General features: G+C 57.2%; 25 protein-coding genes. 10 read left to right on the forward strand and 15 right to left on the reverse strand.

Annotation, left to right across the window (positions count from 1 at the left end):
• The first annotated feature begins 239 nt into the window (after nt 1-239).
• From cobA to nirD, 3 genes are all read left to right on the forward strand, one after another.
• Nucleotides 240-1,079, forward strand: a complete 840-nt coding sequence (cobA, locus tag QWI16_RS04415) for a uroporphyrinogen-III C-methyltransferase (RefSeq protein WP_302711543.1) — start codon at nt 240-242, stop codon at nt 1,077-1,079.
• Nucleotides 1,080-1,103: 24 nt separating this feature from the next.
• Entirely contained in the window at nt 1,104-3,650 is a 2,547-nt protein-coding gene (gene nirB, locus QWI16_RS04420) for a nitrite reductase large subunit NirB (RefSeq protein ID WP_302711544.1), read from the forward strand.
• Between the two features lie 174 nt (nt 3,651-3,824).
• Complete coding sequence (gene nirD, locus QWI16_RS04425; RefSeq protein ID WP_302711545.1) at nt 3,825-4,181, forward strand: nitrite reductase small subunit NirD; 357 nt, start codon at nt 3,825-3,827, stop codon at nt 4,179-4,181.
• 135 nt (nt 4,182-4,316) lie between these two features.
• Here nirD and QWI16_RS04430 read toward each other — a convergent pair whose 3' ends face one another.
• Nucleotides 4,317-4,556, reverse strand: coding sequence for a hypothetical protein (locus QWI16_RS04430; protein ID WP_302711546.1), 240 nt, complete (start codon nt 4,554-4,556; stop codon nt 4,317-4,319).
• A 199-nt stretch (nt 4,557-4,755) separates the two neighbouring features.
• Here QWI16_RS04430 and QWI16_RS04435 point away from each other — a divergent pair, with 199 nt between their 5' ends.
• The 3 genes from QWI16_RS04435 to QWI16_RS04445 all read left to right on the forward strand — a co-directional run bounded on the left by QWI16_RS04435 (nt 4,756) and on the right by QWI16_RS04445 (nt 7,079).
• Nucleotides 4,756-5,637 (forward strand): CsgG/HfaB family protein, encoded by an 882-nt coding sequence (locus QWI16_RS04435; RefSeq protein WP_302711547.1) that lies wholly within the window; start codon nt 4,756-4,758, stop codon nt 5,635-5,637.
• A gap of 94 nt (nt 5,638-5,731) precedes the next feature.
• Nucleotides 5,732-6,388 carry an HAD family hydrolase gene (locus tag QWI16_RS04440; RefSeq protein ID WP_302711548.1) on the forward strand — a complete coding sequence of 219 codons (657 nt, stop codon included), beginning with the start codon at nt 5,732-5,734 and terminating at the stop codon, nt 6,386-6,388.
• Nucleotides 6,389-6,515: 127 nt separating this feature from the next.
• Nucleotides 6,516-7,079, forward strand: a complete 564-nt coding sequence (locus QWI16_RS04445; protein WP_302711549.1) for a type 1 glutamine amidotransferase domain-containing protein — start codon at nt 6,516-6,518, stop codon at nt 7,077-7,079.
• Here QWI16_RS04445 and QWI16_RS04455 read toward each other — a convergent pair.
• From QWI16_RS04455 to mutM, 4 genes are all read right to left on the reverse strand, one after another.
• Nucleotides 7,076-8,701 carry a TonB family protein gene (locus QWI16_RS04455; protein ID WP_441294555.1) on the reverse strand — a complete coding sequence of 542 codons (1,626 nt, stop codon included), beginning with the start codon at nt 8,699-8,701 and terminating at the stop codon, nt 7,076-7,078. The genes QWI16_RS04445 and QWI16_RS04455 overlap by 4 nt on opposite strands.
• The gene (locus QWI16_RS04460) at nt 8,688-9,206 is read right to left on the reverse strand and encodes a hypothetical protein (RefSeq protein WP_302711550.1); all 519 of its coding nucleotides are present in this window, start codon (nt 9,204-9,206) and stop codon (nt 8,688-8,690) included. The genes QWI16_RS04455 and QWI16_RS04460 overlap by 14 nt, the downstream gene beginning before the upstream one ends.
• Before the next feature lie 72 nt (nt 9,207-9,278).
• Nucleotides 9,279-9,725 carry a DUF2059 domain-containing protein gene (locus QWI16_RS04465; protein ID WP_302711551.1) on the reverse strand — a complete coding sequence of 149 codons (447 nt, stop codon included), beginning with the start codon at nt 9,723-9,725 and terminating at the stop codon, nt 9,279-9,281.
• Between the two features lie 83 nt (nt 9,726-9,808).
• A complete protein-coding gene (mutM, locus tag QWI16_RS04470) occupies nt 9,809-10,621 on the reverse strand; it encodes a bifunctional DNA-formamidopyrimidine glycosylase/DNA-(apurinic or apyrimidinic site) lyase (RefSeq protein ID WP_302711552.1) in 813 nt (270 codons plus the stop codon).
• Between the two features lie 175 nt (nt 10,622-10,796).
• Here mutM and QWI16_RS04475 point away from each other — a divergent pair, with 175 nt between their 5' ends.
• The gene (locus QWI16_RS04475; RefSeq protein ID WP_302711553.1) at nt 10,797-12,779 is read left to right on the forward strand and encodes a hydantoinase/oxoprolinase family protein; all 1,983 of its coding nucleotides are present in this window, start codon (nt 10,797-10,799) and stop codon (nt 12,777-12,779) included.
• Here QWI16_RS04475 and QWI16_RS04480 read toward each other — a convergent pair.
• Entirely contained in the window at nt 12,767-13,741 is a 975-nt protein-coding gene (locus QWI16_RS04480; protein WP_302711554.1) for an alpha/beta hydrolase, read from the reverse strand. The two genes, QWI16_RS04475 and QWI16_RS04480, sit on opposite strands and share 13 nt — an antisense overlap.
• A 123-nt stretch (nt 13,742-13,864) precedes the next feature.
• Between QWI16_RS04480 and QWI16_RS04485 the strand changes: the two genes are divergently transcribed.
• Together QWI16_RS04485 and QWI16_RS04490 are read left to right on the forward strand one after the other, a co-directional pair.
• Nucleotides 13,865-14,581, forward strand: coding sequence for an SIMPL domain-containing protein (locus QWI16_RS04485; protein WP_302711555.1), 717 nt, complete (start codon nt 13,865-13,867; stop codon nt 14,579-14,581).
• A gap of 54 nt (nt 14,582-14,635) precedes the next feature.
• The gene (locus QWI16_RS04490; protein ID WP_302711556.1) at nt 14,636-15,040 is read left to right on the forward strand and encodes an MgtC/SapB family protein; all 405 of its coding nucleotides are present in this window, start codon (nt 14,636-14,638) and stop codon (nt 15,038-15,040) included.
• Here QWI16_RS04490 and QWI16_RS04495 read toward each other — a convergent pair.
• The 9 genes from QWI16_RS04495 to QWI16_RS04535 form a co-directional block, all read right to left on the reverse strand.
• Entirely contained in the window at nt 15,025-16,299 is a 1,275-nt protein-coding gene (locus QWI16_RS04495) for a glycosyltransferase (protein WP_302711557.1), read from the reverse strand. The two genes, QWI16_RS04490 and QWI16_RS04495, sit on opposite strands and share 16 nt — an antisense overlap.
• Nucleotides 16,296-17,264, reverse strand: a complete 969-nt coding sequence (locus QWI16_RS04500) for a lipid A deacylase LpxR family protein (RefSeq protein WP_302711558.1) — start codon at nt 17,262-17,264, stop codon at nt 16,296-16,298. Before QWI16_RS04500 ends, QWI16_RS04495 begins: the two co-directional genes overlap by 4 nt.
• Nucleotides 17,265-17,274: 10 nt before the next feature.
• Complete coding sequence (locus tag QWI16_RS04505) at nt 17,275-17,571, reverse strand: DUF3144 domain-containing protein (RefSeq protein WP_302711559.1); 297 nt, start codon at nt 17,569-17,571, stop codon at nt 17,275-17,277.
• A gap of 13 nt (nt 17,572-17,584) precedes the next feature.
• Nucleotides 17,585-17,977, reverse strand: a complete 393-nt coding sequence (locus tag QWI16_RS04510; protein WP_302711560.1) for a nuclear transport factor 2 family protein — start codon at nt 17,975-17,977, stop codon at nt 17,585-17,587.
• Nucleotides 17,978-18,022: 45 nt separating this feature from the next.
• Entirely contained in the window at nt 18,023-18,793 is a 771-nt protein-coding gene (locus QWI16_RS04515) for a hypothetical protein (RefSeq protein ID WP_302711561.1), read from the reverse strand.
• 84 nt (nt 18,794-18,877) lie between these two features.
• Nucleotides 18,878-19,216 (reverse strand): hypothetical protein, encoded by a 339-nt coding sequence (locus tag QWI16_RS04520; RefSeq protein ID WP_302711562.1) that lies wholly within the window; start codon nt 19,214-19,216, stop codon nt 18,878-18,880.
• Nucleotides 19,217-19,239: 23 nt separating this feature from the next.
• Nucleotides 19,240-20,160 carry a hypothetical protein gene (locus QWI16_RS04525; RefSeq protein WP_302711563.1) on the reverse strand — a complete coding sequence of 307 codons (921 nt, stop codon included), beginning with the start codon at nt 20,158-20,160 and terminating at the stop codon, nt 19,240-19,242.
• Nucleotides 20,153-21,040: an ABC transporter ATP-binding protein gene (locus tag QWI16_RS04530; RefSeq protein ID WP_302711564.1), complete on the reverse strand. Its 888-nt coding sequence runs from the start codon at nt 21,038-21,040 to the stop codon at nt 20,153-20,155. The genes QWI16_RS04525 and QWI16_RS04530 overlap by 8 nt, the downstream gene beginning before the upstream one ends.
• Nucleotides 21,037-21,405 carry a GntR family transcriptional regulator gene (locus tag QWI16_RS04535; protein WP_302711565.1) on the reverse strand — a complete coding sequence of 123 codons (369 nt, stop codon included), beginning with the start codon at nt 21,403-21,405 and terminating at the stop codon, nt 21,037-21,039. Before QWI16_RS04535 ends, QWI16_RS04530 begins: the two co-directional genes overlap by 4 nt.
• A 193-nt stretch (nt 21,406-21,598) precedes the next feature.
• On the opposite strand from QWI16_RS04535, the gene QWI16_RS04540 reads away from it, so the two are divergent.
• Nucleotides 21,599-23,914: a Tex family protein gene (locus QWI16_RS04540; RefSeq protein WP_302711566.1), complete on the forward strand. Its 2,316-nt coding sequence runs from the start codon at nt 21,599-21,601 to the stop codon at nt 23,912-23,914.
• The last annotated feature ends 195 nt before the right edge of the window (nt 23,915-24,109 follow it).

Raw genomic sequence — 24,109 nt, forward strand, 5'->3', positions numbered from 1 at the left:
TCAGCACCAATATCCCGACAATGGTGCATATGACGGTGCGCGCCGCCCCATTGTGAATCAGAGTCGGCATTTGAATTTTCTCTGTCCATTAAAACGTGTAAATCATAACGCACTGTTTTTTATTGGGAAAATTCGCATTCCAAGCCATTTTTTGGCGACTGGCACCGTCCTTGCTCTTACCCAAGTCAAGCAACCAGCCTTCTGTGGGCTGGCCTGATAACCGCAAACGAGATTGCACCATGCACAACTTCAGCACACACAAGCCCGCGACGGTCGTCTCCCTGGCGCCGCAAACGCGTCCGACCCAAGGCAAAGTCTGGCTGGTGGGCGCCGGCCCAGGCGACGCCGAGCTGTTGACGATCAAAGCCCTGCGGGCCATAGAAAGTGCCGATGTGATTTTCTTTGACCAACTTGTGAGTCAGGAAATCCGTGAGCTCTTTCCCCGGGGCGTGCCCAGCATCTACGTGGGCAAGGTGAAGAACTGTCACAGCGTGGCCCAGACCGATCTCAATCAAATGTTGGTGGATCACGCCCAACGCGGCTTGACCGTTTGTCGCGTGAAAGGTGGCGACCCCTTTGTCTTCGGTCGCGGCGGTGAAGAGCTGTTGCAGCTGCGCCAGGCAGGCTGCGATGCCGAGGTAATCCCGGGTATTACGGCGGCCTCAGGCTGCTCAACCTCGGCGGATATACCGCTGACCCACCGCGGTGTTTCGCAGGGCTGCACGCTGGTGACCGGTCACGGCGAGAGAGAGCTGAACCTCAGCTGGAGCGCTCTCGCCCAGCTCAACCACACACTGGTGTTTTATATGGGTGTCAGCCGCGCTGAATTAATCAGCGAACAACTCATCCGTGCGGGAATGGCCATCACCACGCCTGCTGCCATCATTGAGAACGGCTGCCGTGACAACCAGCGCGTTATCAGCACAGAGCTCAGCTCACTGCAACAGGCTGTCGAGGAACACAAGGTGCAGTCACCCGCACTGATCATGGTGGGCGAGGTCGTCAATCTCGCGCAACAACTCAAAGCCATAGAACCGCAACTATCAGCAACAGGCCAGTATCAGAGCCTGAGCGCCTAACCGAATTAGCCAGAGGTATTCGCCATGAGTAAACAACGCGTCATCGTCGTCGGTAACGGCATGGTTGGTCACAAGTTTATTGACAATGTCATCAACAGCGACAGCGCCGACAAATACGAAATCTTAACGTTTTCAGAAGAGCCCAGGCTGGCTTACGATCGGGTGAAGCTGTCGAGCTATTTTTCCGGTTCCACCGTAGACGACCTGATGCTCACGAGCGAAGAGCACTATCAAAGCGCGGGCGTGGTCTACACATTGAACGACAAAGTTGTGGATTTAGACCACGACAACAAAACCGTGAAGCTGGCCTCGGGTAAAGTCGAGCGCTATGACAAACTCGTTCTGGCAACCGGCTCCTACCCATTTGTGCCGCCCATTCCCGGCAAAGATCAGCCTCACTGCCTGGTGTATCGCACCATTGAGGATCTCGAGGCAATTACCGCCTCTGCCCAGGAAAGTAAAGTGGGCGTGGTAGTCGGTGGCGGACTTCTGGGCCTGGAAGCGGCCAATGCACTGAAAAACTTGGGGCTGGAAACTCACGTGGTGGAGTTCGCACCACGTCTGATGGCGGTACAGCTCGATGAAGGCGGCGGTAACCTTCTGCGCCGGAAAGTTGAAGCGCTGGATGTGAATGTCCACACCGAAAAGAACACCAAAAATATTACCGCCGGGGAAAAGCATCGCTACCGTATGGAGTTTGCCGACGGCAGCTATTTAGAGACCGACATGATTCTCTTCTCCGCCGGTATTCGCCCGCAGGACGAGCTGGCTCGAAATTGCGGCATTGATGTTGGCGAGCGCGGTGGCATTATTATCGATAACTACTGCCGTACTTCGATAGAAGACATCTACGCCATTGGTGAATGCGCTTTGTGGGACAGTAAGATTTTTGGCCTGGTAGCGCCCGGGTACCAAATGGCGAAAGTCGCCCTCTCTCACATAGACGGCGGCCCCGAGGAGTTTACCGGTGCCGATATGAGCACCAAACTCAAACTGCTGGGCGTTGACGTTGCCAGCGTGGGCGATGCCCACGCACGCACCCCCGGTGCGCAAACCTACACCTACGAAGACGGCGTAAATGAAGTCTACAAGCGCCTGATCGTCAGTGAGGATCGTAAGAAACTTCTCGGCGCCGTACTGGTGGGCGATGTAGAAGCCTATGGCACTTTGCAGCAGATGTGTGTCAACAGCATGGATTTGCCCGGCTCGCCCGAGCAATTGATACTGCCGCAATCCGACGGTAGCGCCAGCGCCGCCATGGGCGTTGACGCACTGCCCGACACCGCACAGCTATGCTCTTGCCTAGACGTCACCAAGGGCGATATCGTCAATGCCGTGCAAGGCGGTTGCTGCAACATGGGCGATATTAAATCGACCACGGGCGCATCCACCGGTTGTGGCGGCTGCGCCGCCCTGGTGAAAAGCGTCATGGATAAAGAGTTGGCCAACCTCGGCGTGGAGGTGAACAACCATATTTGCGAACACTTTGAGTACTCGCGCGCTGAACTCGCCGATATCATTCGGGTAAAGAAAATCGAATCCTTTGACGAGCTACTGGACAGTCACGGCAAAGGCCTTGGCTGTGACATCTGCAAACCAGCGGTGGGATCCATTCTCGCCTCTTACTGGAATGATTATGTGCTCGAAGAAAAGCACATGGGCTTGCAGGACACCAACGATATTTACCTTGGCAACATGCAAAAAGACGGCACTTACTCCATCGTGCCCCGAGTGGCCGGCGGTGAAATCACCCCCGACAAATTGATTGTCCTGGGTGAAGTCGCCAAGGAGTTTAACCTTTACACCAAAATCACTGGCGGCCAGCGGATCGATTTATTCGGTGCCCAACTGCACGAGCTTCCGGTTATCTGGAAAAAGCTCGTGGATGCCGGCTTTGAAACTGGGCACGCCTATGGCAAGTCTGTGCGCACGGTGAAGTCTTGCGTAGGCAGCACCTGGTGCCGCTATGGTGTACAGGACAGCGTGGGCATGGCCATTGCCATTGAGAACCGCTACAAAGGTTTACGCTCGCCCCACAAACTCAAGTTTGCCGTATCGGGCTGCACCCGCGAGTGCGCCGAGGCACAATCGAAAGACATCGGGGTTATTGCCACGGAGAATGGCTGGAACCTCTACGTTTGTGGTAACGGCGGCATGCGTCCGCGTCACGCCGACTTGTTCGCCACAGATCTCGACGACGAAACCCTGGTGAAGTACATCGATCGTGTATTGATGTTTTATATTCGCACAGCCGACCGTCTGCAGCGTACCTCGGTATGGCTGGAAAATCTGGAAGGCGGCCTGGACTATCTCCGTGAAGTCGTCATTGATGACAAGCTGAACATCGCCCAGGAACTGGAAAATGAAATGACCAGCAACATCGGCAAGTACCAATGCGAGTGGAAAACCACCATTGAGAATCCGGAAAAACTCAAGCGCTTTCGCCACTTTATCAACAGCGAAGAGACCGACGCGAACTTGGCCTATGTGGTCGAGCGCGAGCAGCGTCGCCCGGCGAACGAGCAAGAGCGCAAAGACCAGATTCCCGCCATGGAAATCACGACCAATTAACTCTGCGCTGGAAATTGCCGGGTTAATAGCGGCGCTGGAACGCGCCGCCAAAGATCATAAATTCAAGTGCGCCCTTGCAATCCTTGGCGCGCAAAACCGCCTACTTTTAAGGGCGACACACCAGCACATCGAGACGATCTGCGGTGTACCAGGACAATCACAGGAGACACGCTCATGAACGCCCATGCCGCAAGCAGCGAAGAAACCATTCAGTGGACCCCCGTCTGCGATAAGCAGGCACTGACTGCCGACACCGGCGTGTGTGCCTTGATTAAAGGCCGCCAGATCGCCCTTTTCTACTCAGGCAAACTGGATGAAGTCTTTGCAGTCGATAACTTTGATCCGATCGGCAAAGCCAATGTATTGTCGCGAGGCATTATCGGCTCGCAAGGTGAGCGCATCTGTGTCGCTTCGCCTCTGTACAAGCAGCACTTCGACCTGAAAACCGGCGAGTGTCTGGAGGAGCCGGAACATCGGCTCACCGCCTACGCGGTAAAAATCGACAACGGCAAAGTCTACGTCGCGGTCTAACCGCGCCTTCTCGATCATCGATCACAAGGAAACACACCTCGCCGGCCGCTGCCAGCGCCCCGACAGTTTCTTCCCCCGATAGCTTCATGATATCGGACTTCGGGATAGCCATTGGCTATCCCTTTTTTTTCCCGCTTAATCACCACCTCCATCACTGCCGCCTAAATCCTGGTGATCAAACACATCCAGCGCCGAGCGGCTGGTGTTGCCACTGCGCCTTTCGGCGAGCGCAAAGACCAGCCAAAACAAGAACGCAATCACAAAAAGCAGGACGCACAGTGGCATAAACAGGTTAAAGAACCCGTTTTGCGAACGTACATCGGTCAGAAACCAGCAAACCACCATACCGGCGAGAATGACCCCGAGAGATTTCATAATCCTTACCCTTAGCGCATCTGGGCTCTATTTTGAAACCGCAGGCGATCTTTGTACACCGCCGGCCATCCGCGATACGCGCTCACCGGTCGGAAATAGAGCGCTGCCCAAGGTAGAAATAAGACGGCAGTCTAGCCTATTATTGTGGCTACAAGAGGGGCCGCTTGGTCCCGACAACACAGATAAGAGGGAGTTGACTATGTACCGTCATGTTTGGGGAAAGCTGTGGCTTTTGGCAGCAGTGTTGATTGCGGCGCCACTGGCCTGGTCCGCACCGCGTATCGCGGTGATGGATTTTGAAAACAAAAGCCAGCACGGCGGCTGGCAAGTCGGACGCGGCGCAGCGGACATGCTCACCACCGAGCTGGTCAAAGGCACCGACTACGATATTTTTGAGCGCGACCGCCTCAACAGCATTATCCAGGAGCAAAACCTCGGCAGCTCGGGCCGGGTAGACCCGGCAACCGCGGCCAAAATCGGTAAAATCATCGGCGTTGAATACATCGTTACCGGTGCTGTCACCGAGTATGGCCAGAGCAACGCCGGGGGCGGGGGCGGCGGCGTACATGTGGGCAAGAAGGGCTACCACGCGACCGTGGATGTTCGCATCATTGACGTCAACACGTCCCGCATTCTCTTTGCCGATACCGGCAGTGCCTCCAAGTCATCCATGAACGTCCGGGTATTCGGCTTTGGCGGCGGCGAGAGCTGGAATGAAAAAAGCGCCACAGAAGCCCTGCGCGGCGCCATCGACGAGCTGGTGGGCAAACTGGCCAGCGCCGACCTGAAAGCCTCAGGCAGTGGTGGCTCGGCGACCAGCTCCGAGCCGGTTTTGCTGGCCGACGTGACTGGCAAAAATGTCATTCTCAACGCCGGCAGCAGCGCCGGCCTGACCAGCGGCCAAACACTAACCGTTAAGCGCAAAGGGCGTGAGATCAAAGACCCGGCCACAGGCGCCGTGCTCAAGGTCACCTACGAGACCTTGGGTAAGATCAAACTGACCAATGTTGAGTCTGCCTACGCCGAGGGCAATGTTGTCAGCGGCAGCGGCTTTAAAGTCGGGGATCTCGCCGAACCCTGACGGACAGGATTCGACCGCCATTAAAGGGCCGCCGAGCGGCCCTTTTTTATGTCGACCTCATGCTACAATCGGCGCCTTTTGGGGGCCCAAGGCAATGATAAAAGGCGTTATTTTTGACCACGACGGAACCCTGGTCGATTCCGAGCGTAAACACTACGGACTCTGGGTCGATTTACTGGCAGAGTTTGGCGTCGAGTTTCCCGAAGAGGAATACAAGGCCCACCTGGCCGGTGTTCCCACCCATTTCAACGCCGAGTACCTCGTCCAACGGTACAACTTACCCATCAGCGCTGAAACACTGTTCAACAAACGTGAAAATGCCACTCGGGCGAGCCTGGGCCTAACCGCCTGCCCCCTGATTCCCGGTGCCCGCGAGTGCGTTGAATGGGTAGTTGCCCGCGGACTGCAAACCGCCATTGCCACGGGTGCTTCACTCGCAGAAGTAAAACCCACACTGGAGCAGCACGAATTGGGGCGCTACTTCGCCATCGTCGCCAGTCGCGACCAGGTGGCAAGGGCCAAGCCGGCACCGGATGTCTATCAATACGCCCTCGATCAACTCGGTCTTAACGCCGATGAATGTATCGCTATAGAAGACAGCGCCACCGGGCTCACCTCGGCACTGGCCTGCGGCCTTGAGTGCATTGTCGTTGAAAACGACTACTCGAAAGGCCACGACTTTACCGGGGCCGCCGCTGTCTTCGAGGACATGAGTGCCGCGCAGCGCTGGCTGGACACACGCATTTTGTAAACCTCACAGCTTTTTGCAAGCCGTGCACCGCCAAACCAGCCCAACCCCTTAAAAACCGCAATTCACAAGCAGGACCAATAATTGCAGTAGCCCTTGTGACAATCACTGTCGACGAGAGGAGGTAATTATGTCTAAGTCAGTGAAAGGCAAACAGGTCGCCATTTTGGCTACCGATGGTTTTGAAGAGTCTGAACTTACCTCGCCGCGCGAAGCATTAAAAGCGGCGGGAGTCGAGGTGGATATTGTGTCCCTCAAAAGCGGCAAAATCACCAGTTGGGCCAAAACCAACTGGGGTAAGGAATACCCGGTGGATAAAACCCTGGAAGAGGCCAGCAGCGAAGATTACGACATGCTGGTCCTGCCCGGTGGTTTATTCAACCCCGATACCCTGCGCAGTAACGACGACGCCCTGGATTTTACCCGCGAATTCTTTGAGCAGCACAAGCCGGTGGCAGCCATTTGTCACGCCCCTTGGGTGCTGATCAGCGCTGGTGTCATCGGCGGGCGCGATCTTACGTCCTACCACACGGTTAAAGATGATGTGGTCAATGCCGGGGGCACTTGGCACGATCAGGCCGTCGTATGCGACAGCGGCTTGGTCACTAGCCGTAGTCCAGACGACCTTGAGGCCTTTAACAGTAAACTGCTGGAAGAGCTGGCCGAAGGCAAGCACAGTCGCCAAGTAGCCTAATCATTCACCGACTCTGCGCCCGCTGACGCGGGCGCTATTACAGGAAACAACACATGGACCTCATTCGCGTACTGCTTTCTATTTTGTTGCCGCCGGTAGGCGTATTTTTGCAAGTGGGCTTTGGCCTCCACTTTTGGCTCAATATCCTGCTGACCTTGTGCGGGTATATTCCGGGCATCGTCCACGCCGTGTGGATTATCGCGAAAAAGTAAAGCCTGCCAAAGGCGTAGAGGGCGCTGCGCGCGATACTGGTCAAGCCTCGCCGTATAGTAGGTAAGATCGAGTTCGAGGTCGTTCGCCTCGTCGAGCGCTCGCTCCTGCCACTTTACCGCCTGCGTGAAGTCACCACGTTCGGCGGCAATGGCAGCTTTGACCTCCAGCACCGTCAGCTTGTCGTGGTAATCCTTATCCACCCGCTCAAGATAGCTTTGAGCCGCCTCCAGATCGCGATCCGCCGGAGCTTGCGCAGTAGCGAGATAAAGCGCATAACGCAGCTGCGCGGCGGGCAGTGAAGCGGCGGCCTGCTGCAGCCAGTGCAAGCCTTTGGTTGCATCCCGCTCGAAGAAAGCGCCCGCTAAATACTCAATCGCCAGGGTGTATTTGGCATCGGCACTGCCCAGCATAGCGGCTCGGTACAACCACCCCGCGCTTTTAAACGTGCTCTTTTCACAGTAGCGCCCCTGAAGCGTGTTCAATCCCAAAAAATAGGCGGCCGAAGCGTTACCCTGGCTTGCGGATTTTTCAAACCACTCGTTGGCATTATCGCTCAGCGCCTCAATTTTCTCAGGTTGGCGCTTGCGGCTTTCCATACCCTGAGCTAACGATTCAGCCGCTCCCAATGCATAGGCGTATTGAAACTGTTTCTCGGCATCGCCCGTCTCGGCCAGGGAGCGCTGTTCACTGAAAAATTCATTCAACTTATCCTCCCTGAAAGAAGTGCCTGCGATTTGAAACACTAAACGGTTGCGAATGCCGGTGGTCGGCACTGCCTTGCCATCCACCCTCCTGGGATTGTACCGCCACTGGCGCACCGCCTTGAGCGCCGCATCACCAAGCCCCGCATAAGACGAATACAAAATGACATGCTCTCGAGTGGAGCCGTCTTCGGCAATGGTAAAAGACACATCGACCCAGCCGGTCTCTCCGCGTCGCAATGCACTAGCCGGATACTCGGGGGCCACTTTACGCAAAGGGCTGAAAGCCTCGCTGTGTGCATCAGACACCGAAAGCTCAGGGGACAGACTGCGACTTATTCCCTCCTGTGAATAGCGCTCGAAAAACTGCTCGCGCACCGCCAAGGCTTGCGTTTTCTGCTCTTGGTTCAGCCGCGCAAAAATTTTCTCTGAAATAGCATTGACCTCACCCTGCCTACCCTCTTCGTAGAGGGCAAACCAGCCGTAGCTGGTCACCAGATTTTTCTCGACGTGCTCACCGCGAAAATACATGGCACCCAGATTGTACTGAGCGTCCTTGTCGCCGTAAGACGCCGCTAACAAAAATTCTTTGTAGGCTTTTTCGAACTGACCCTGATCGTAGTATCTAGCGCCCAGGGCAAAATCGCCATAACTGAAACGGCTCAATAACGCGAGCAGTAACAGCGCGATAAAGCTAAGGGGTTTCATGCGTACTACCTCCTTGCGGGTCATACTCCATTCGCATCAGGTTTGCTTCACCAACAGCAACGGCAAGGCTCAACTCAGAGGGCAGGCGATAGATAGTGGCTTGCAGCCTATGCTGATTAACCGCAATGTCTACCACACCCTTGTTCCACTGCAGCGCGATGTCCAACGGTTGGGCAATGCTTTCGTCGATATGGACTTTCTGAAAACGCGTATCCCCGGGCGCAAATTGATACGATAGGCGCACTTCAAAACCGGTGTCGCAATTCATATCGCTGATCACCAGCGTTAACAGCGGCGCACTTTGAGAGCCGGACGCCCTAAACTCCCATTGGGTCGAGGATTGTGCTGCAGGCCGCAGCAGGGCATCTACGCTGCCGGAGCGCGTGTAGGTTTTCAATTGCCATGGCGGCGAGCTGGAAGTTAAAGCAACATCGGACTGTACCACTCGGCTTGGCTGCGCACAGCCCGCCAGAGTAAATATCAGGAGGGCAACAAAGAGTCTCACAACGGGCAACTCCATTTGGTGGTTATGACAACAGGGCGGCCCAACTGCCTGCTAAGCCGCCTGGTTTTTCGCTTAGGGCTCCTCGGTGCCTTCGGACTCAGCCTGCGCTTTCTCAAGCATCTGCATCAGTTCGCCCTGATTCTCCTGAGCGATACGCATACCCACTTGGCTGCCCTCTTGAAACAGCTGCGGCATCACTTCAATCGCTTTTGCACCTACCGGCGTGCTGTAAAACTCAATCAGTTTTTCGATTTCAGCGTCGGTGAAGTATTTTTTGTAGATGGTCGCCATATCGTCTTTCATGGCATCCCAGGTAAAGTGCTTATTGGCCCAGGTTCTCAAGACGTCTTCATGCGGCGCAAGTGCCGGGTTGGACTGCACCATGACACTGACCATCTGGCCGGACATTTGATTGAGTTGATCTTTGCTGCCGATCAAATCCATCAATTTGTAAACCGGCTCGGCAGCCTGGGCCGATACGCAAAAGAAAATAGCCGCCACGGCAACGAGTTGTTTCATATCAATATCCTTGTGCTCGTAAATGAGCGCCCCTTATACCACATTTGCACTCGCCACGCCTTACCCGCGCGTGGCAACAAGCCTCAGCGCTGGCAGCGCGTGCAGTAAACCGTGGTGCGCTGTCCCAGGCGTATTTCTTTCAATGGCAAGGCACACACAGTGCAGGGCTCACCGCCGCGGCCATACACCAGCAACTGCTGCTTAAAATACCCTGGTTTACCGTCGCCGCCGACAAAGTCGCGCAAGGTGGTACCACCTTGGTCTATCGAGCGTTGTAAAACAAATTTAATGTGCTCGGCCAGGGCCAAGCAATTATTGCGGGTCAGGCTGCCGGCCTTGCGAATCGGCTTGATACCGGCCATAAACAGCGCCTCGTTGGCGTAGATGTTGCCCACGCCAACCACCACTTTACTGTCCATTAAAAAGGGCTTTACGGCCTGCTGACGCTTGCGCGAACGTTGAAACAACCACTCGCCGTCAAACAGCGGCTCCAAGGGCTCGGGGCCGAGGCTGGCAAGCAAAAAATGCTCAGCCGGATCGCCCGGCTGCCAGTGCATGGAGCCGAAGCGGCGCGGGTCGTGGTAGCGCAAAACCCGGCCGGAAAATGCAATATCAATATGATCGTGCAGTTGGGGTGGCGCCCCGGGAGCCACCAGCCGCAAGCTGCCCGACATACCGAGATGGATCAGCAAACTGCCCTCAGAAAAGCCGAGCAAGAGGTACTTACCGCGGCGACTGACGCCGTGTAGCTTGCGCCCCACCAAAAGCGCCGGCAAGTCGGCTGGCACCGGCCAGCGCAGGCTGGGCTGGCGCACCACAATGGCCTTGACCTTGCGCCCGGTGATGTGCGGGGCAATGCCCCGGCATGTGGTTTCGACTTCAGGTAATTCCGGCATCTCGACTCGCCCGCTGTAACAAAGCCGCTCGCTATTGTAACGGCACTGCCCGGCTCGTGTTCATCCCGCGGTTACCTGTCAATGCGAGGCGGACGTTTTGCCCCGCCAGCGCCCTTAGTGTTTACACGGTTCAGAACGTACAATAGCCGACTGTTATTTTATCTGGGCAAGAGCCATGTTACTGGGTGTAGATACCGGCGGAACTTTCACAGACTTTGTCCTGCTGGACGACAAAGGCGCACTCACCGTGCACAAGGTGCTCTCCACCCCCGAGGCGCCCGAACACGCGATTGTTCAGGGCATTGCTGAGATGGGTCTGAACGAAGCTGCCGGCCAGGGACTCCTGCGCATCATCCACGGCAGCACCGTGGCCACCAATGCGGCGCTGGAGCGCAAGGGCGTCAACACACTCTATGTCACCAACCAAGGCTTGGCAGACCTGCTGAGTATCGGCCGACAGACCCGCGCCGAGCTCTACAACCTGACGCCAGCACCCAGGCAGGCACCGGTAGCGCCGCAGGACTGCCTGGAAGTGGGCGCCCGCTTGGACGCCAAGGGGCAGAGAATCAGTCCGCTGACCCCCGATGATATCGATCGCTTGCGCGCGACCATCGCCGAGCGCAAGCCCGAGGCCGTGGCGATCAATCTGCTTTACTCGTTTATCGACGACAGCGACGAGAAGGCCCTGGAGGCTGCCTGCCCTGCGCAGGTCTTTGTCAGTCGCTCCTCCTTCGTACTGCCGGAGTACGGCGAATACGAGCGCGGCATTGCCACCTGGCTCAATGCCTACCTCGGGCCCAGGGTGCAGGGCTACCTGGAGCGACTCGCCAACGCCCTTGCGCCCAGCCCACTGGGCGTAATGCAGTCCTCCGGTGGCACTATAGACGCGGCCCAGGCAGGTAACCGCGCAGTAAATTTACTGCTGTCCGGCCCGGCTGGCGGCTTGGCGGCGGCGCGCTATCTGACGCAGCAGCTGTCTCCCGGCACGCCGGAGAAATTTCTAACCTTTGACATGGGCGGCACCTCCACCGATGTCTCGCTGGTGGATGGCGAGCTGACGCTCACCAGTCAGGGCCGCCTTGGCCCCTTTCCCGTCGCCGTGCCTATGGTGGATATGCACACCATAGGCGCCGGTGGCGGCTCTATCGCCCAGCTCGATGCCGGCGGCCTACTGCGTGTGGGCCCCGAGTCGGCCGGTGCGGCCCCGGGGCCGGCCTGCTACGGACGCGGCGGCAGCTTGGTCACCGTGACCGACGCCAACGCCTGCCTGGGACGCCTGCACCCGGACTATTTCCTCGGTGGTGCTATGGCGCTGGATATCGACTCGGCGCGCGCGGCTATGACACGGCTGGCCGCCGAGCTGCAGGTATCGGCCACTGAGGCGGCACTGGGGGTCATCCGCATTGCCAACGAACACATGGCCGCCGCACTGCGGGTGATTTCCGTGCAGCGGGGCCACAACCCCGCAGAATTTCGGTTGTGCTGCTTTGGTGGGGCCGGCGGCCTGCACGTTTGCGCCTTGGCAGAAGCCCTGGGAATGCACCGGGCACTGGTGCCAGTCCATGCGGGAGTGCTGTCAGCGCTGGGGATGCTTGTGGCGGCACCCGAGCGCCAGCTGTCCCGCTCGGTCCAAACACCGCTGCACGCCTGCCACGCCCGTGCGCTGGAACAACAGCTGGAGGCCCTGGCGCAGGAGGGCCGGCGGCAATTGTTGGCCGAGGGGCTGAGATCGGAAAGTTTGAGCCATAGTTTTAGCCTGGACCTGCGCTATCGGGGCCAGAGCTTTTCCCTTAATCTGCCGTTTACCGACCTGGACCAGGCCGGTGAGGCGTTCCACCGGGCGCACGAGCAGCGCTACGGCCACCGGCTGGATATTCCGGTGGAGCTGGTGAACCTCAGGGTCAGTGTGCGCGGCGAGACAGCCTCACTGCAACTGGCGCCGCTGCAACAGGGCAAGGCGCCGCCGCCGGATGAGTGGCTTGAGTTGCCCGAACTCGGACAGACGCCCCTCTACCGGCGCCCGGCGCTCGTCAGTGGCACCTCTCTGCAAGGACCAGCGCTGATCTGCGAGCAGGTGTCCACCACCTTGCTGGCACCGGGCTGGCAGCTAACGGTGGACACCATGGGCAACTTGCTGCTGGAGCGTCAGGCCGCCTGACGCTCGGCGCTGATTTGCCCAAGCCAGCGAAACAGTTCGGCAAAAACCTGTTTGCGCACGCCTGCCTGCGAGAGCACCAAATCGTGCATTCCGCCGTCGATCTCCACCAGGCTGACCCGGTCGCCGAGACCGGGACCGTAGCGTCTCATGTGCTCCACATCCAGCACTGCATCGGCCGCCTGTAAATCGTCGGTCCAATGGTTAAGGCTGCGAATCGAGCGGGCAGAATGCATCACCAACACCGGGCAACGAATGTCCAGGCCCGCCTGCAGCCTTTTTTGCGCATTGACGATGGCCCTGATCCAACCCAAATGAATCGGAAAACCCACATCGGGCTTGATCCGCAAGTTGTAATCCCATTCGCCGCGATAACCGCGATAAATGCTCTGGGCATAGAGCGATGGCTTACCGTGGTGGTAGGAGGCATAGGGCCACCAGCGCCCCAGCCAGGCCAGCGCAGCCAGAGCCCAGCGTTCCGGCCCGTACATGGGAAAGTCAAAAAACGGACTGTTGAGAAACAGGCCATCAATCGCCGCGCGCCGAGAACCATGGTCGGCGTAGTGAGACAAAATCAACCCCCCGGTAGAGTGAGCGTTGACGATCAACTGGCGAGCCCCCGTGGCCTTAATCCGGTCAATCGCCTGGTCAATTTCCGGAAAGTACTCCTCCACCGAATCGCAGTAGTTGGGTCTGTCATCATCACGCAGCGAACGGCCAAAGCGATGCAAATCCAACGCGAAGAAGGCAATGCCCTCGTTACGATAGGCCTCGGCCAAGTGCTCGTGAAAAAAGTAATCCGTCAGCCCGTGTACATAGAGCACCGCACGCTCAGCATCGGCCGGATTATCGGCGGCGCGTACCAAAGTCCCGCGCAGGGCTACCCCATCCACTTCCACCTCAATGGGCTGCACCTCAAAACCGGCGAGCTCTGCATCGGGCCGCCAGGGCAATGTCTCTTTCACTCTCTTACTCCTTTAAATGTTACAGACCACAACCTGCTTGCAGTCACTCCTTTGTTCGCAACAGCAAATTGATTATAGTAACGCATTCGCGTTGACAAGAGCCCCTGGCTCCAGGAGTACCCCATGGATCGATCCGGCAGCAAACCCGCACTGATCATTGGCGCCTTCGTCTTTGCCGCCCTCGGCCTGCTTGGCTTTTTACTGCGCGATGCAGCCATTGCCGTCAAGGAATACGAGCGCACGGTCACCGCCAAGGGGCTCGCTGAGCGCGAGGTGCCGGCCGACATTGTCATCTGGCCGATCAGCTTTACCCTGGCGAGCAACGAGCTTAGTGAACTCTACCAAAGCATCGATGACAGCACCCAGCATATCCGTGAGTTTTTGCACTCCCGTGACATCGCCAGCGGCGACATCAGCACCAATGCACCAGTGATCACCGACAAATCGGCCCAGTCTTATGGCGGGCCGGCCGCGCCTTTTCGCTATGTGGCCACTGCGGTGGTGACCGTTTACAGCGCCGACATCAATAGGGTGCGCAGCGCCATGAGCGACGTCGGCACACTGGGCAAGAAAGGCATTGTCCTGACCGCGGGCAACTACGACGCTCAAACCGATTACCTGTTCACCGGCCTAAATGACATCAAGCCGGCGATGATTGAAGAGGCCACGGTCAAGGCGCGGGAAGTGGCCACCAAGTTTGCCGAAGACTCCGGCAGCCGCCTGGGTAAAATCAAGCGCGCCTCTCAAGGTCAGTTCTCCATTAGTGCGCGCGACGCCAACAACCCCCACATTAAGAATGTGCGGGTAGTCTCCACCGTTGAATACTATCTGGCGGATTAAACCCCGACGACTATGCACTTTGATCTCAGCATACAAGAAGTAATCGAACATCTGATGCAGATGGGCATCGCCCTGCTGCTCGCCATGCCCATGGCGGTGAATCGCGAACACAGCGCCCCGGGCGCCGGCCTGAGGACCTTTCCGCTGGTGGCACTCGCCTCCTGCGCCTACATGCTGGTGGGCATACAGGTTTACGGCTCGGGGGAAGCCGAGGCGCGAGTCATGTACGGGATTATTACCGGTATTGGTTTTATCGGCGGCGGCGCCATTTTAAAAAACAACAACCATACCGTGGGCACGGCCACTGCGGCGAGCATCTGGAACACGGGCGCTATAGGGGTATCCGTGGCGTACAACCGCTACGAAATCGCCCTCGTACTGGCGCTGACCAACTTTCTTATTTTGCAATTTGCAACGCCATTGAAAAAGCAAAAAGACGACGATCAGCTATCGCCCTGAAGCCGGCTTTTCACCTCAATCCAGCGGGACATAAACTCGGTACTGCGCGCGGCGTGAAATTGAAACATAGCACCGAGAAAATTTTTCTGTCTGTGCGCGTCCAAATCATCCAGCAATCCGTGGAGCCGATGAACCCAGGCCGGCCCTAACCGCTGGGCATCGAAGTTTTCCCGCAGCAATGGCAGGCAGGCATCCGCCGCATGGCGCCAATGATCGGCTTCAAGATACAAACGCGCAGCCTCGCGGGCAAACGATTCAGCGTCGGTGGCTATGGCGCCGGGCCAGGGACCCTCGCCCCCCATGCCTTCGCTGGCTATGGGCGTGGCGATGTTGGGCGTTGCACAGCGCATGGCATCGAGCAGCTTGCCCTTGATACCGGCGCCAAAACGCAGTGGCGCCAGCAGTACCCGCGCCGCGCCGATCACCACCTGGGCATCGTCTGCCCAGCCTTTAATGTAAAAGCGCTCTGCCGGGTTGTGTAACTGTGTCGCCTTTTTCGGTGGGTAGGCGCCGTAAATGTGTAGTTCGGCCTCCGGCACCTGCCGGCGCAGCTCTGGCCAAATGCTCTGTTTCAACCACAACACAGCGTCCCAGTTGGGGTTATGACGAAAGTTGCCAATAGTGACAAAATGGCGACGCTCAATAAAAGTGTGACGCTCGCTCTCGCCCGGGTTCACCATAAAGGGCAAGAGATAGAGCAGCGCCTGGGGCACCTGAAAGTAATCCTGCAAAAGCGCGATTTCCACCGGTGAAATCATCAGCGTCATATCGCAGCGCAAGATAGAGGCGACCTCGCGCAGAATCATCTCACTGCGGCGCATTTGACAGAACAGCTCAGCGCTTTCTGCCAGTACCGGGCCGGCCTGCTTGTCCGAGGCCAGCGCTTGTTTTAGCAATTGTTCACGCGCCGCTCTGAGGCTGTGCAGGTCTTCGGTATCCAACACCCTCAGCGCCGCCGGACAGGCCGAGGCGACGCGCCAACCAAACTGCTCTTCGGTCACAAAGCGATCAAAAATCACCACATCGGGCGCAAGGGCGCGAACAAATTCTTCAAAGCTGCTGCAATTGAGCGCGATGCTGTGCGCCGGCACATTGAGACTGGATAAATCGATCTGATGCTCACTGAGCGCGGCGGCGCACGCGAAATCCACCACAAAGTCACCCGCATGTAAGGCCTGTATTAGCTGCACAATGCGCGCACCGGCGGCCGATGAGTTGGGCTCGGGCCAGACGTAACCCACAATCAACGCGCGCTTCATAGTCGCCACGCCATACTCAGAGCGCCAAAGCTGTCCCGCGACTTGTCGCCCGCATCCAGTGAGCTGCCGGTTTTGTAGCTAAGCGTGACACTGAGATCACTCCAGCTGTAGCTAAAGCCCGCCGTCAGACTCAGCTGGTCGTGCCGCAGATCCGTTTGGGCACTGTCGCGATAGGTGTTGCCGTTGATTAATATATTGTTAAAAACATAACTCGCCTCAAAACCGCCGTACAAGTACCAGCCGCCATCAATGGCCGCCGGCGAACTGATGCGACCATAGTGCAGGGCAGTGGTGGCAAAGCTCGCCTCGAGCCCTCTGCCGGCGCGCACGATAGCGCCGCCACCCACATGACTCTCCAGGTTACCCAGCCCCGCCTGTGCCAGCAGCACTGTATCCAGATGGGTACTTAGGGGCATTCGCCAGACCGCAGTGCGCTCCAGTTGAAAAACGGGCTCATCGTTTAACTGATAATCCCAACCCTTGGGTTGCTCGGAGCCGGTTATTTTGTGCACCAGCTTTTGCATTTGCTCGGCGCCGGAAGAGGGGCCGACGATGCCAATGGTCGTGCGCACCAGGTCGGCAAAATTCTCTTCGACCACCGCGTGACTGACACGGTAGAGCAACAGCCCGGCGTAGGGCGCATCGTCCGGGTCGGGTACGGTGCGCGAAATATCGGACGGCGTGACCATGGCCTGACCCAGCGAATGCTCACTGAAAAACAGCGAGTCCGGAGACTCATCCAGCATCCAGGCCAGGGGGCGAGCCAAAAAAGGTGTACGATACTCAGTGTCGCCTTGATCGGATATATCGTAGAGGGAGAGAAACAAACCGTTGGTGTAACCGCCGCCGTCGGTGCCGGTAAACAAATCGTTTTGCCAGACAAGCGACACCCAATCCATCGCCAGCACACTGGTGCTAGCGCAAAGCCCGCCGACCAATAGGCTCGCCCGCAAAAAAAACTGCATGTCTGCGCCCTCAGGATTCTTCGGTGCGCATATAGACCTTGTAGTTTTCCCGGTAGTCTTCCAGGTGCTCTTTGAGAAAGTCGCGATACTGGTTGGTGAGATAGCGAAGCGAGGGCTCGATTTCTTCGGTGAATTCACTACGATCCACCGAAGAGCTGGCCACGACAAAGGCGTTAAAGCGCGCGGCCGCCTGCAGCAGCGCCGCACTGACCATACCCGGATCGGCCGTCTCGCAGCGGCTATTGGCGCGCTCGATAAACTCATCCACCAGATCCCAGTAGAGGTCGTTGTCGTCTTTGTCAGTCATCGGTGATGGCACCTCAATTCATAAAGGTCATACGGCGGATCAAGCCGCCCTGAAATTGGTATATTTTAATCACATCCAGCTCTTGGCGGGTGTCTTTCACCTTAAAGCTGGCGCGTTCCAGAGTGATGACTTTGTCGTTGAGATCGATGACCTTAACGATGCGGCTGCTGGGGCTGTGATCGGCAAAGGTTTTGCGGGTGGTTTCAATCAAGGCGCCCTTGCCGGCAGTGATGGGCGTATCGGGGTAATTGTAGACTTCGATATCATCGTGGAAGTAACTGGCGTACTTGTCAGCGTCGTTACTGTTGTAGGCATCAACCTGCTGTTCAATCAAAAGCACATTTTGCTGGGCCAAGGCCACTGCACAGGCCAGCATAAGCACTAGGCCACTGATGAGTCGAATCATATCCCCTCCACTGAGCGCTCCAGAGGGGATATTCTAACGCAACTGCTAGTGGCTGTGTGAGTCGCGCCCCTCAGACACGCGCAGGGTTTTGTGCACTCTGCGCTCGGAGCGCTCACCGGCACCGCGACTCTGCTGGTAGTACCTGTCCTCTAAGGCCAGCAAGCGATCACCGTGGACGACAAACTGGCGGTCGGAGCGAACCTCGAAGTGAAAGCGGATAAATATAAACACTCGGCCAGAGGCGTCAATGCGCGTGCGACTGGCCAAGGGTACACCGTTTTCGTCAATCCAGACCGACAAGACACCGTCGTAGGATTTAACATACTTGCGCTCGTGCTTGGCCAACTGGCTAATGGGCAGGGCAAAATCCAGCCGGCGAGCCGGCACTTGCTCATAGGACTCCTCGGTTTCACCCAGGTACTGCGCCGCATTGATCGAGCGCTGCAAACTGTCACGGGCGCGCACCATCAACCTGGCATCGGCGGGCGATAGCTCATGCACCCCATCCTTGGCGGGCGTCGCGACATCAGGGTCCCTCGCACGCTGCGCCTCTTCGCCCTCAAGGCTCGCCAGCAGCTCGGCACCGTAGGCGAGACTCAAAGCCTCCGGGGAATCCACAACCCGGGCACTGGCAGCGCCCTTGCGTTCCACAGCATCGTCGCCATCGCCATACTTCTGCATGACCTCAACGGCCAGCTCGCCCGTAACTGGCAGGCGTTGCGTCAGCGTCTCAAGGGCGCGCTGCAAATCGGCCAAGCCATCGGCGCGGCTCGTTGCGGCCAGGCAAAGCAGAACCAGACATCCCAAGACTTTCATAACACCTCACTTGCACAAACAACCGACGCCTGGAGAGGCGAAAGAATTCATCCGTCTGACAATGACAATTTTCGGATAAATAGTTCACTCCCTGATGGCATCGCGCAAACCCAGAACCACCAGCAACAGGCTGAGCAATAGGCTGCCCATTAAACCGTAGCTCAGTACCCGGGTAGCGACCGGCGCCGTTCGTGTCTGTTGAGTGCCAGCGTCTACGGCGACCGAAATAGTCAGCGCGGCACGCGTACGGCGGGTGATATCCAGCAGGGCTTCCACAGGCTGATAGCGACGAAAATCCAAAGACCAAGACGCCTGGGTGTAGGATAAACTGGTGAAATCGCTTTGCGTCAGCGACAGCTGTGCATGAGAATTGATGCTCAAAACCAGCAGCGCGATAAAAGAGACCGACCGCAAGATGTTCATGACACTTATCCCCTGTGACAATATTAAATTTCAAAGCGCCGGTCACGCAGCCAAACAGCGCCATACACAAACACACAAGACACCGCGAGCCCCAGATACAAACCGGGACGAACAACAAAAGCGCCAATACCTCTCAACCCCGCCTGTCCATCACCGGCAACAAAGCTGATGTGATCGCCTACATACAATCCACTGAGGTAGGCCGCCAGGGTTTCGACTAAATACCCGGTTCCCAGAAACCACTTTTCAAACAGCCAAATCCCTACAAACACTGCGACCAATATGCCAAAGGGCGAGCGCTTGGCCCAAGCCGACACCAGCAATAGTGCACTGATCAGCGGCAGAGCCCAAAGCCCGGTAAACCACAGTTTGACAAAGCCAGCCGCCGCACTTGGCAATACACGCATCTGCTGCCAGAGCTCGGAGCCACTGAGGTCAAGAGTGCTAGTGCCAAAAGCAACAGCCCCACCACTGTAAGCCAAGACGGTTAAGAAGGCACACAACCAGTAGATCAACGGCAAGGTAAAAGCACACAACAACAGCTTGGTGATCACCACCTGCCACTCAGACAAAGGCAGAGATTTGAAAAACAAAATGCTTCGGTCGCGACGATCGCCAATCAAAGCACCTAACGAATAAATAATCGTATTAAACAGACAGATAACACCAAAAATAAAATAGATAATGTACTGTACACCGATTAGCTTATCCGCTGCCATTTCCTGCACACTCTGATGGCCCTCTGTCGCATTTGCCTGCTCACCCTCGCTGTGCCATTTGTTGGACCAGTGAAAATTCACATCGCCAAGATGCTCAGCGTGCAGGGAGTAAAGCGAAATAGCCGAAAAAACCAGGATAATCGCAAACAGCAACAGCGGCGCTTTATAGAATATGCCAGAGCTTTCCCACACCTCGCGCTTTACCTGAGTAATGATTTTATTCATGGCCTGACTCCTCATGCGCACCGGCAGAAACGGTGGGTGCTACCTTGGCGACAAAAACCTCGGCAAGGGACGCCAGCGCCAACTCACCCAGGCTTGCCAGGCGCTCGCGCGGGACATTTTCAAAAATAAATTCGTGCCCGCTCAAAGTCCGCGACTCACTGACCGGTTTTAGCGCTCGCGCCTGAGCGACAGACTCCGGGCCGGTTTTCAATTTAACAAACTGATTTTCAAAACTTTCTATCGATTCATTCAGCACAATTTTGCCGTCATTAATAAATACAACGTCGGTCAGCAGGTGTTCAATTTCCTCCACCTGATGCGTCGTTATCAAAATGGTGCGGTCGCCATCGTAGTAGTCATTCAGCAAGGCGTCGTAGAAGGTGCGTCTGTAGATAATATCGAGCCCCAGCGTCGGCTCATCCAACACCAGCAGCTTGGCATCCACCGCCATCACCAGCGCCAGGTGCAATTGGGTCACCATGCCTTTGGACAATTCACGAATCTTGCTCGTGCGTTTGATCTGCGTTTTGGTGAGCAACCGCTCAGCCAACGCCTGATCAAACCGCGGATGAATACCCGCCACATACTCGATGGCCTGGGAGACCTTCATCCACCTCGGCAGGGTCGCAGTATCGGCAATAAAGCAGACCTGCTCGAGCATTTTTGAACGGGCGCGGCGCGGATCCTCACCCAGTACATTTATATCTCCGCTGGCCACGCCGAGCCCCAGCAGGGACTGCAACAAGGTGGTTTTGCCCGCGCCATTGGGGCCGATAAGACCGACAATCTTGCCACTGTTGATTTCAAGGTTGATGTTGTCCAGCACCTTGTGGCGGCCGTAGCGCTTGTTGATGTTGGCAGCCTGAATCACCGCACTCATTTCCCCTCCTCCTCACTGGCCAGGCGGATGGCCTGCACCAGCTCTTCTGTTGTAATACCCAGGGCGCTGGCCCGCTGTAACAACATCGGCAGCTCCCGCAAAAAGGTGTCGCGCTCACGCGCATTGAGACGCTCGCGCGCGCCCTCGAGAACAAACATGCCCAGGCCCCTGCGCTTTTCCACCAGCCCTTCATCCACCAGGGCCTGGTAGGCCTTGGCCACGGTCAGGTGATTGATCTGATAGTCCGCTGCGATCTGGCGCACCGACGGCAGGGCATCGCCGGCAGCCACCTGTCCGCGCAGGATCAACTCGATCATGCGCTCGTAGAGTTGCCGGTATATGGGCTGATCATCTCGCCACTGCATTGTTCTGGAACCACCCGCTTCGATATAGTGTTATACATAACTATAACACCATAAAACAATTGGTCAAGCATTGAACGCCTGCGGGGGCAAAAGACACAAATTCAGGGCAAATTCAAGACTGTAATAGCGGCCGGTTTTACGCATAATGCTTCGGCCCGGTGAGGGATTTGAGAAGATCAAAAGAGATATCGACATGAGCAGTATTTTTCAACGCATTGCCGAAGAGCTGAGCATCCGTGAGCAGCAGGTAGACGCCGCCGTAGGCCTGCTGGACGAAGGCGCTACCGTCCCATTTATCTCCCGCTACCGCAAAGAGGTTACCGGGGGCCTGGACGACACCCAAATGCGTACGCTTGAAGAGCGCCTGCGCTACCTGCGCGAGCTGGAAGACCGCCGCGAGGCCATCCTCAAAAGCATCGCCGAGCAGGACAAGCTAACACCGTCGCTCGAGAACGATATCCGCGCCGCCGACACCAAGACGCGCCTGGAAGACCTGTATCTGCCCTACAAACCCAAGCGCCGCACCAAGGGCCAGATCGCCATAGAGGCGGGCCTGGAGCCACTCGCGGAGGCGCTGCTGGCGGACCCGAGCCTGGACCCGGAAGCCGAGGCGGCCAATTACCTGAACCCGGAACACAAAATCGACGACATCAAGGCCGCCCTGGACGGCGCCAAGTACATTCTTATGGAGAAATTCAGCGAAGATGCCGACCTTTTGCGCAAACTTCGCGATTTTTTGCAGAGAGAGGCCACACTGTCAAGCCGCGTTGCCAGCGGCAAGGAAACCGACAACAGCCAGGAGGTGCAGAAATTTCGCGATTACTTCGAGCACGACGAGCCGCTTAAATCGACCCCCTCGCACCGTGCGCTGGCGATGTTCCGTGGGCGCAATGAAGGCGTATTGACTATCGCCATCACCCTCGGCGAACAAGAGCCGGGCACTACGCATCCCTGTGAAGTCATGGTGGCCGAGCACTGGGACATTCGCGATACTGGGCGCGCAGCCGACAAATGGCTGGCCGAGGTGGTGCGCTGGGCCTGGCGCGTGAAGCTATTAACCCACCTGGAAACCGACCTGCTGGGCGAGCTGCGCGACCGCGCCGAAGAAGACGCCATCAAGGTCTTTGCCTCCAACTTGAAAGACTTGCTGCTGGCCGCCCCGGCCGGGCAGAAAGCCACTATCGGCCTGGACCCGGGGCTGCGTACCGGCGTCAAGGTGGCGGTGGTGGATGCCACCGGCAAGGTGCTCGATCACTGCGCTATCTTTCCGACCGCCCCGCAACACCGGATCGCCGAGGCAGAGCAGGTACTTGCCAAGCTCTGCGCCAAGCACGCTGTCAATTTGATCGCCATTGGCAATGGCACAGCCAGTCGCGAGACGGAAAAATTCGTCAAGGACATGCTGCAAAAGCACCCGGAGCTGGACGTGAAACCTGTGATGGTGAACGAGTCTGGCGCTTCGGTGTATTCTGCCTCGGAGTTTGCCGCCCGCGAATTCCCGGATCTGGACGTCACAATTCGCGGCGCCATTTCCATCGCCCGCCGGCTGCAGGACCCTCTGGCGGAGCTGGTGAAAATCGACCCCAAATCCATCGGTGTGGGCCAATACCAGCACGACGTATCCCAGACCCAGCTGGCCCGCTCACTCGATGCCGTGGTGGAGGACTGCGTAAACGCCGTGGGGGTCGAGGTCAACACGGCCTCGGCGGCACTGCTGGCCAGAGTATCCGGCCTGAACGCCTCTCTTGCCAGCAATATTGTCGAGTTTCGCGATAAAAACGGCGCTTTTACCAGCCGCGAGCAACTCAAGTCAGTCACCCGCTTTGGTGCCAAAACCTTTGAGCAGGCCGCCGGCTTTTTGCGCGTTACCGGCGGCGACAACCCGCTGGACGCCTCAGCGGTACACCCGGAGTCCTACCAGGTGGTCACCAGCATCGCCGAGCGCAACCAGCGCGAAATCAAGGGCCTGATCGGCGACTCGGCCTTCCTCGGCAACGTCAAGGCTCAGGACTATGTCACCGAGCAGTTCGGCCTGCCCACCATCACCGACATTCTCAAAGAGCTGGATAAACCCGGCCGCGACCCACGCCCGGAATTCCGCACCGCCGAGTTCAAGGAAGGGGTAGACACCATCAAGGATCTGGAGCCGGGTATGATCCTGGAAGGTACGGTCACCAACGTCACCAATTTTGGCGCCTTTGTTGATATCGGCGTCCACCAGGACGGTCTCGTGCATATTTCCGCTCTGTCCAACACCTTTGTGAAGGACCCGCGCGAGGTGGTCAAAGCCGGCGATATCGTCAAGATCAAGGTGATGGAAGTGGATGTCGAGCGCAAGCGCATCGGCCTGTCCATGCGCCTGGACGACACCCCCGGAGAAAAAACCGGTACGGGCGACAAACCCCGGCGCAACACCGGGCAAAAGTCTGCGAAAAACCAGCGCCCGGCCCAAGAGCCCATGGGCAGTATGGGCGCGCTCTTGCAACAGGCGATGAAAAAGGGGCGCTAGGGCTCAACTTTTCCACTCGCCGGCCGCTATAAACAGTACCGGGAACTCCTGTGCTTCTTGCCCGTTTTACACGGCACAGGGGAACCCGGCATTGCTCTTCGCGTTATCAATTTCCCCCTTCCTATTACAAAACATTACTTGCCAGTTGCTAATTTATGCGCCAAGTTAAAAGGAGATAATAAGCGTATAAAAACC

This window comes from Gilvimarinus algae, from assembly GCF_030518215.1.
Taxonomy (GTDB): domain Bacteria; phylum Pseudomonadota; class Gammaproteobacteria; order Pseudomonadales; family Cellvibrionaceae; genus Gilvimarinus; species Gilvimarinus algae.

Bases quoted from the DNA above. Each gene is read 5' to 3' on its own strand.
- cobA (WP_302711543.1), top strand. From the start codon at position 240: ATGCACAACTTCAGCACACACAAGCCCGCGACGGTCGTCTCCCTGGCG.
- nirB (WP_302711544.1), top strand. From the start codon at position 1,104: ATGAGTAAACAACGCGTCATCGTCGTCGGTAACGGCATGGTTGGTCAC.
- nirD (WP_302711545.1), top strand. From the start codon at position 3,825: ATGAACGCCCATGCCGCAAGCAGCGAAGAAACCATTCAGTGGACCCCC.
- QWI16_RS04430 (WP_302711546.1), bottom strand. From the start codon at position 4,556: ATGAAATCTCTCGGGGTCATTCTCGCCGGTATGGTGGTTTGCTGGTTT.
- QWI16_RS04435 (WP_302711547.1), top strand. From the start codon at position 4,756: ATGTACCGTCATGTTTGGGGAAAGCTGTGGCTTTTGGCAGCAGTGTTG.
- QWI16_RS04440 (WP_302711548.1), top strand. From the start codon at position 5,732: ATGATAAAAGGCGTTATTTTTGACCACGACGGAACCCTGGTCGATTCC.
- QWI16_RS04445 (WP_302711549.1), top strand. From the start codon at position 6,516: ATGTCTAAGTCAGTGAAAGGCAAACAGGTCGCCATTTTGGCTACCGAT.
- QWI16_RS04455 (WP_441294555.1), bottom strand. From the start codon at position 8,701: ATGAAACCCCTTAGCTTTATCGCGCTGTTACTGCTCGCGTTATTGAGC.
- QWI16_RS04465 (WP_302711551.1), bottom strand. From the start codon at position 9,725: ATGAAACAACTCGTTGCCGTGGCGGCTATTTTCTTTTGCGTATCGGCC.
- mutM (WP_302711552.1), bottom strand. From the start codon at position 10,621: ATGCCGGAATTACCTGAAGTCGAAACCACATGCCGGGGCATTGCCCCG.
- QWI16_RS04475 (WP_302711553.1), top strand. From the start codon at position 10,797: ATGTTACTGGGTGTAGATACCGGCGGAACTTTCACAGACTTTGTCCTG.
- QWI16_RS04485 (WP_302711555.1), top strand. From the start codon at position 13,865: ATGGATCGATCCGGCAGCAAACCCGCACTGATCATTGGCGCCTTCGTC.
- QWI16_RS04490 (WP_302711556.1), top strand. From the start codon at position 14,636: ATGCAGATGGGCATCGCCCTGCTGCTCGCCATGCCCATGGCGGTGAAT.
- QWI16_RS04495 (WP_302711557.1), bottom strand. From the start codon at position 16,299: ATGAAGCGCGCGTTGATTGTGGGTTACGTCTGGCCCGAGCCCAACTCA.
- QWI16_RS04500 (WP_302711558.1), bottom strand. From the start codon at position 17,264: ATGCAGTTTTTTTTGCGGGCGAGCCTATTGGTCGGCGGGCTTTGCGCT.
- QWI16_RS04505 (WP_302711559.1), bottom strand. From the start codon at position 17,571: ATGACTGACAAAGACGACAACGACCTCTACTGGGATCTGGTGGATGAG.
- QWI16_RS04510 (WP_302711560.1), bottom strand. From the start codon at position 17,977: ATGATTCGACTCATCAGTGGCCTAGTGCTTATGCTGGCCTGTGCAGTG.
- QWI16_RS04515 (WP_302711561.1), bottom strand. From the start codon at position 18,793: ATGAAAGTCTTGGGATGTCTGGTTCTGCTTTGCCTGGCCGCAACGAGC.
- QWI16_RS04520 (WP_302711562.1), bottom strand. From the start codon at position 19,216: ATGAACATCTTGCGGTCGGTCTCTTTTATCGCGCTGCTGGTTTTGAGC.
- QWI16_RS04525 (WP_302711563.1), bottom strand. From the start codon at position 20,160: ATGAATAAAATCATTACTCAGGTAAAGCGCGAGGTGTGGGAAAGCTCT.
- QWI16_RS04530 (WP_302711564.1), bottom strand. From the start codon at position 21,040: ATGAGTGCGGTGATTCAGGCTGCCAACATCAACAAGCGCTACGGCCGC.
- QWI16_RS04535 (WP_302711565.1), bottom strand. From the start codon at position 21,405: ATGCAGTGGCGAGATGATCAGCCCATATACCGGCAACTCTACGAGCGC.
- QWI16_RS04540 (WP_302711566.1), top strand. From the start codon at position 21,599: ATGAGCAGTATTTTTCAACGCATTGCCGAAGAGCTGAGCATCCGTGAG.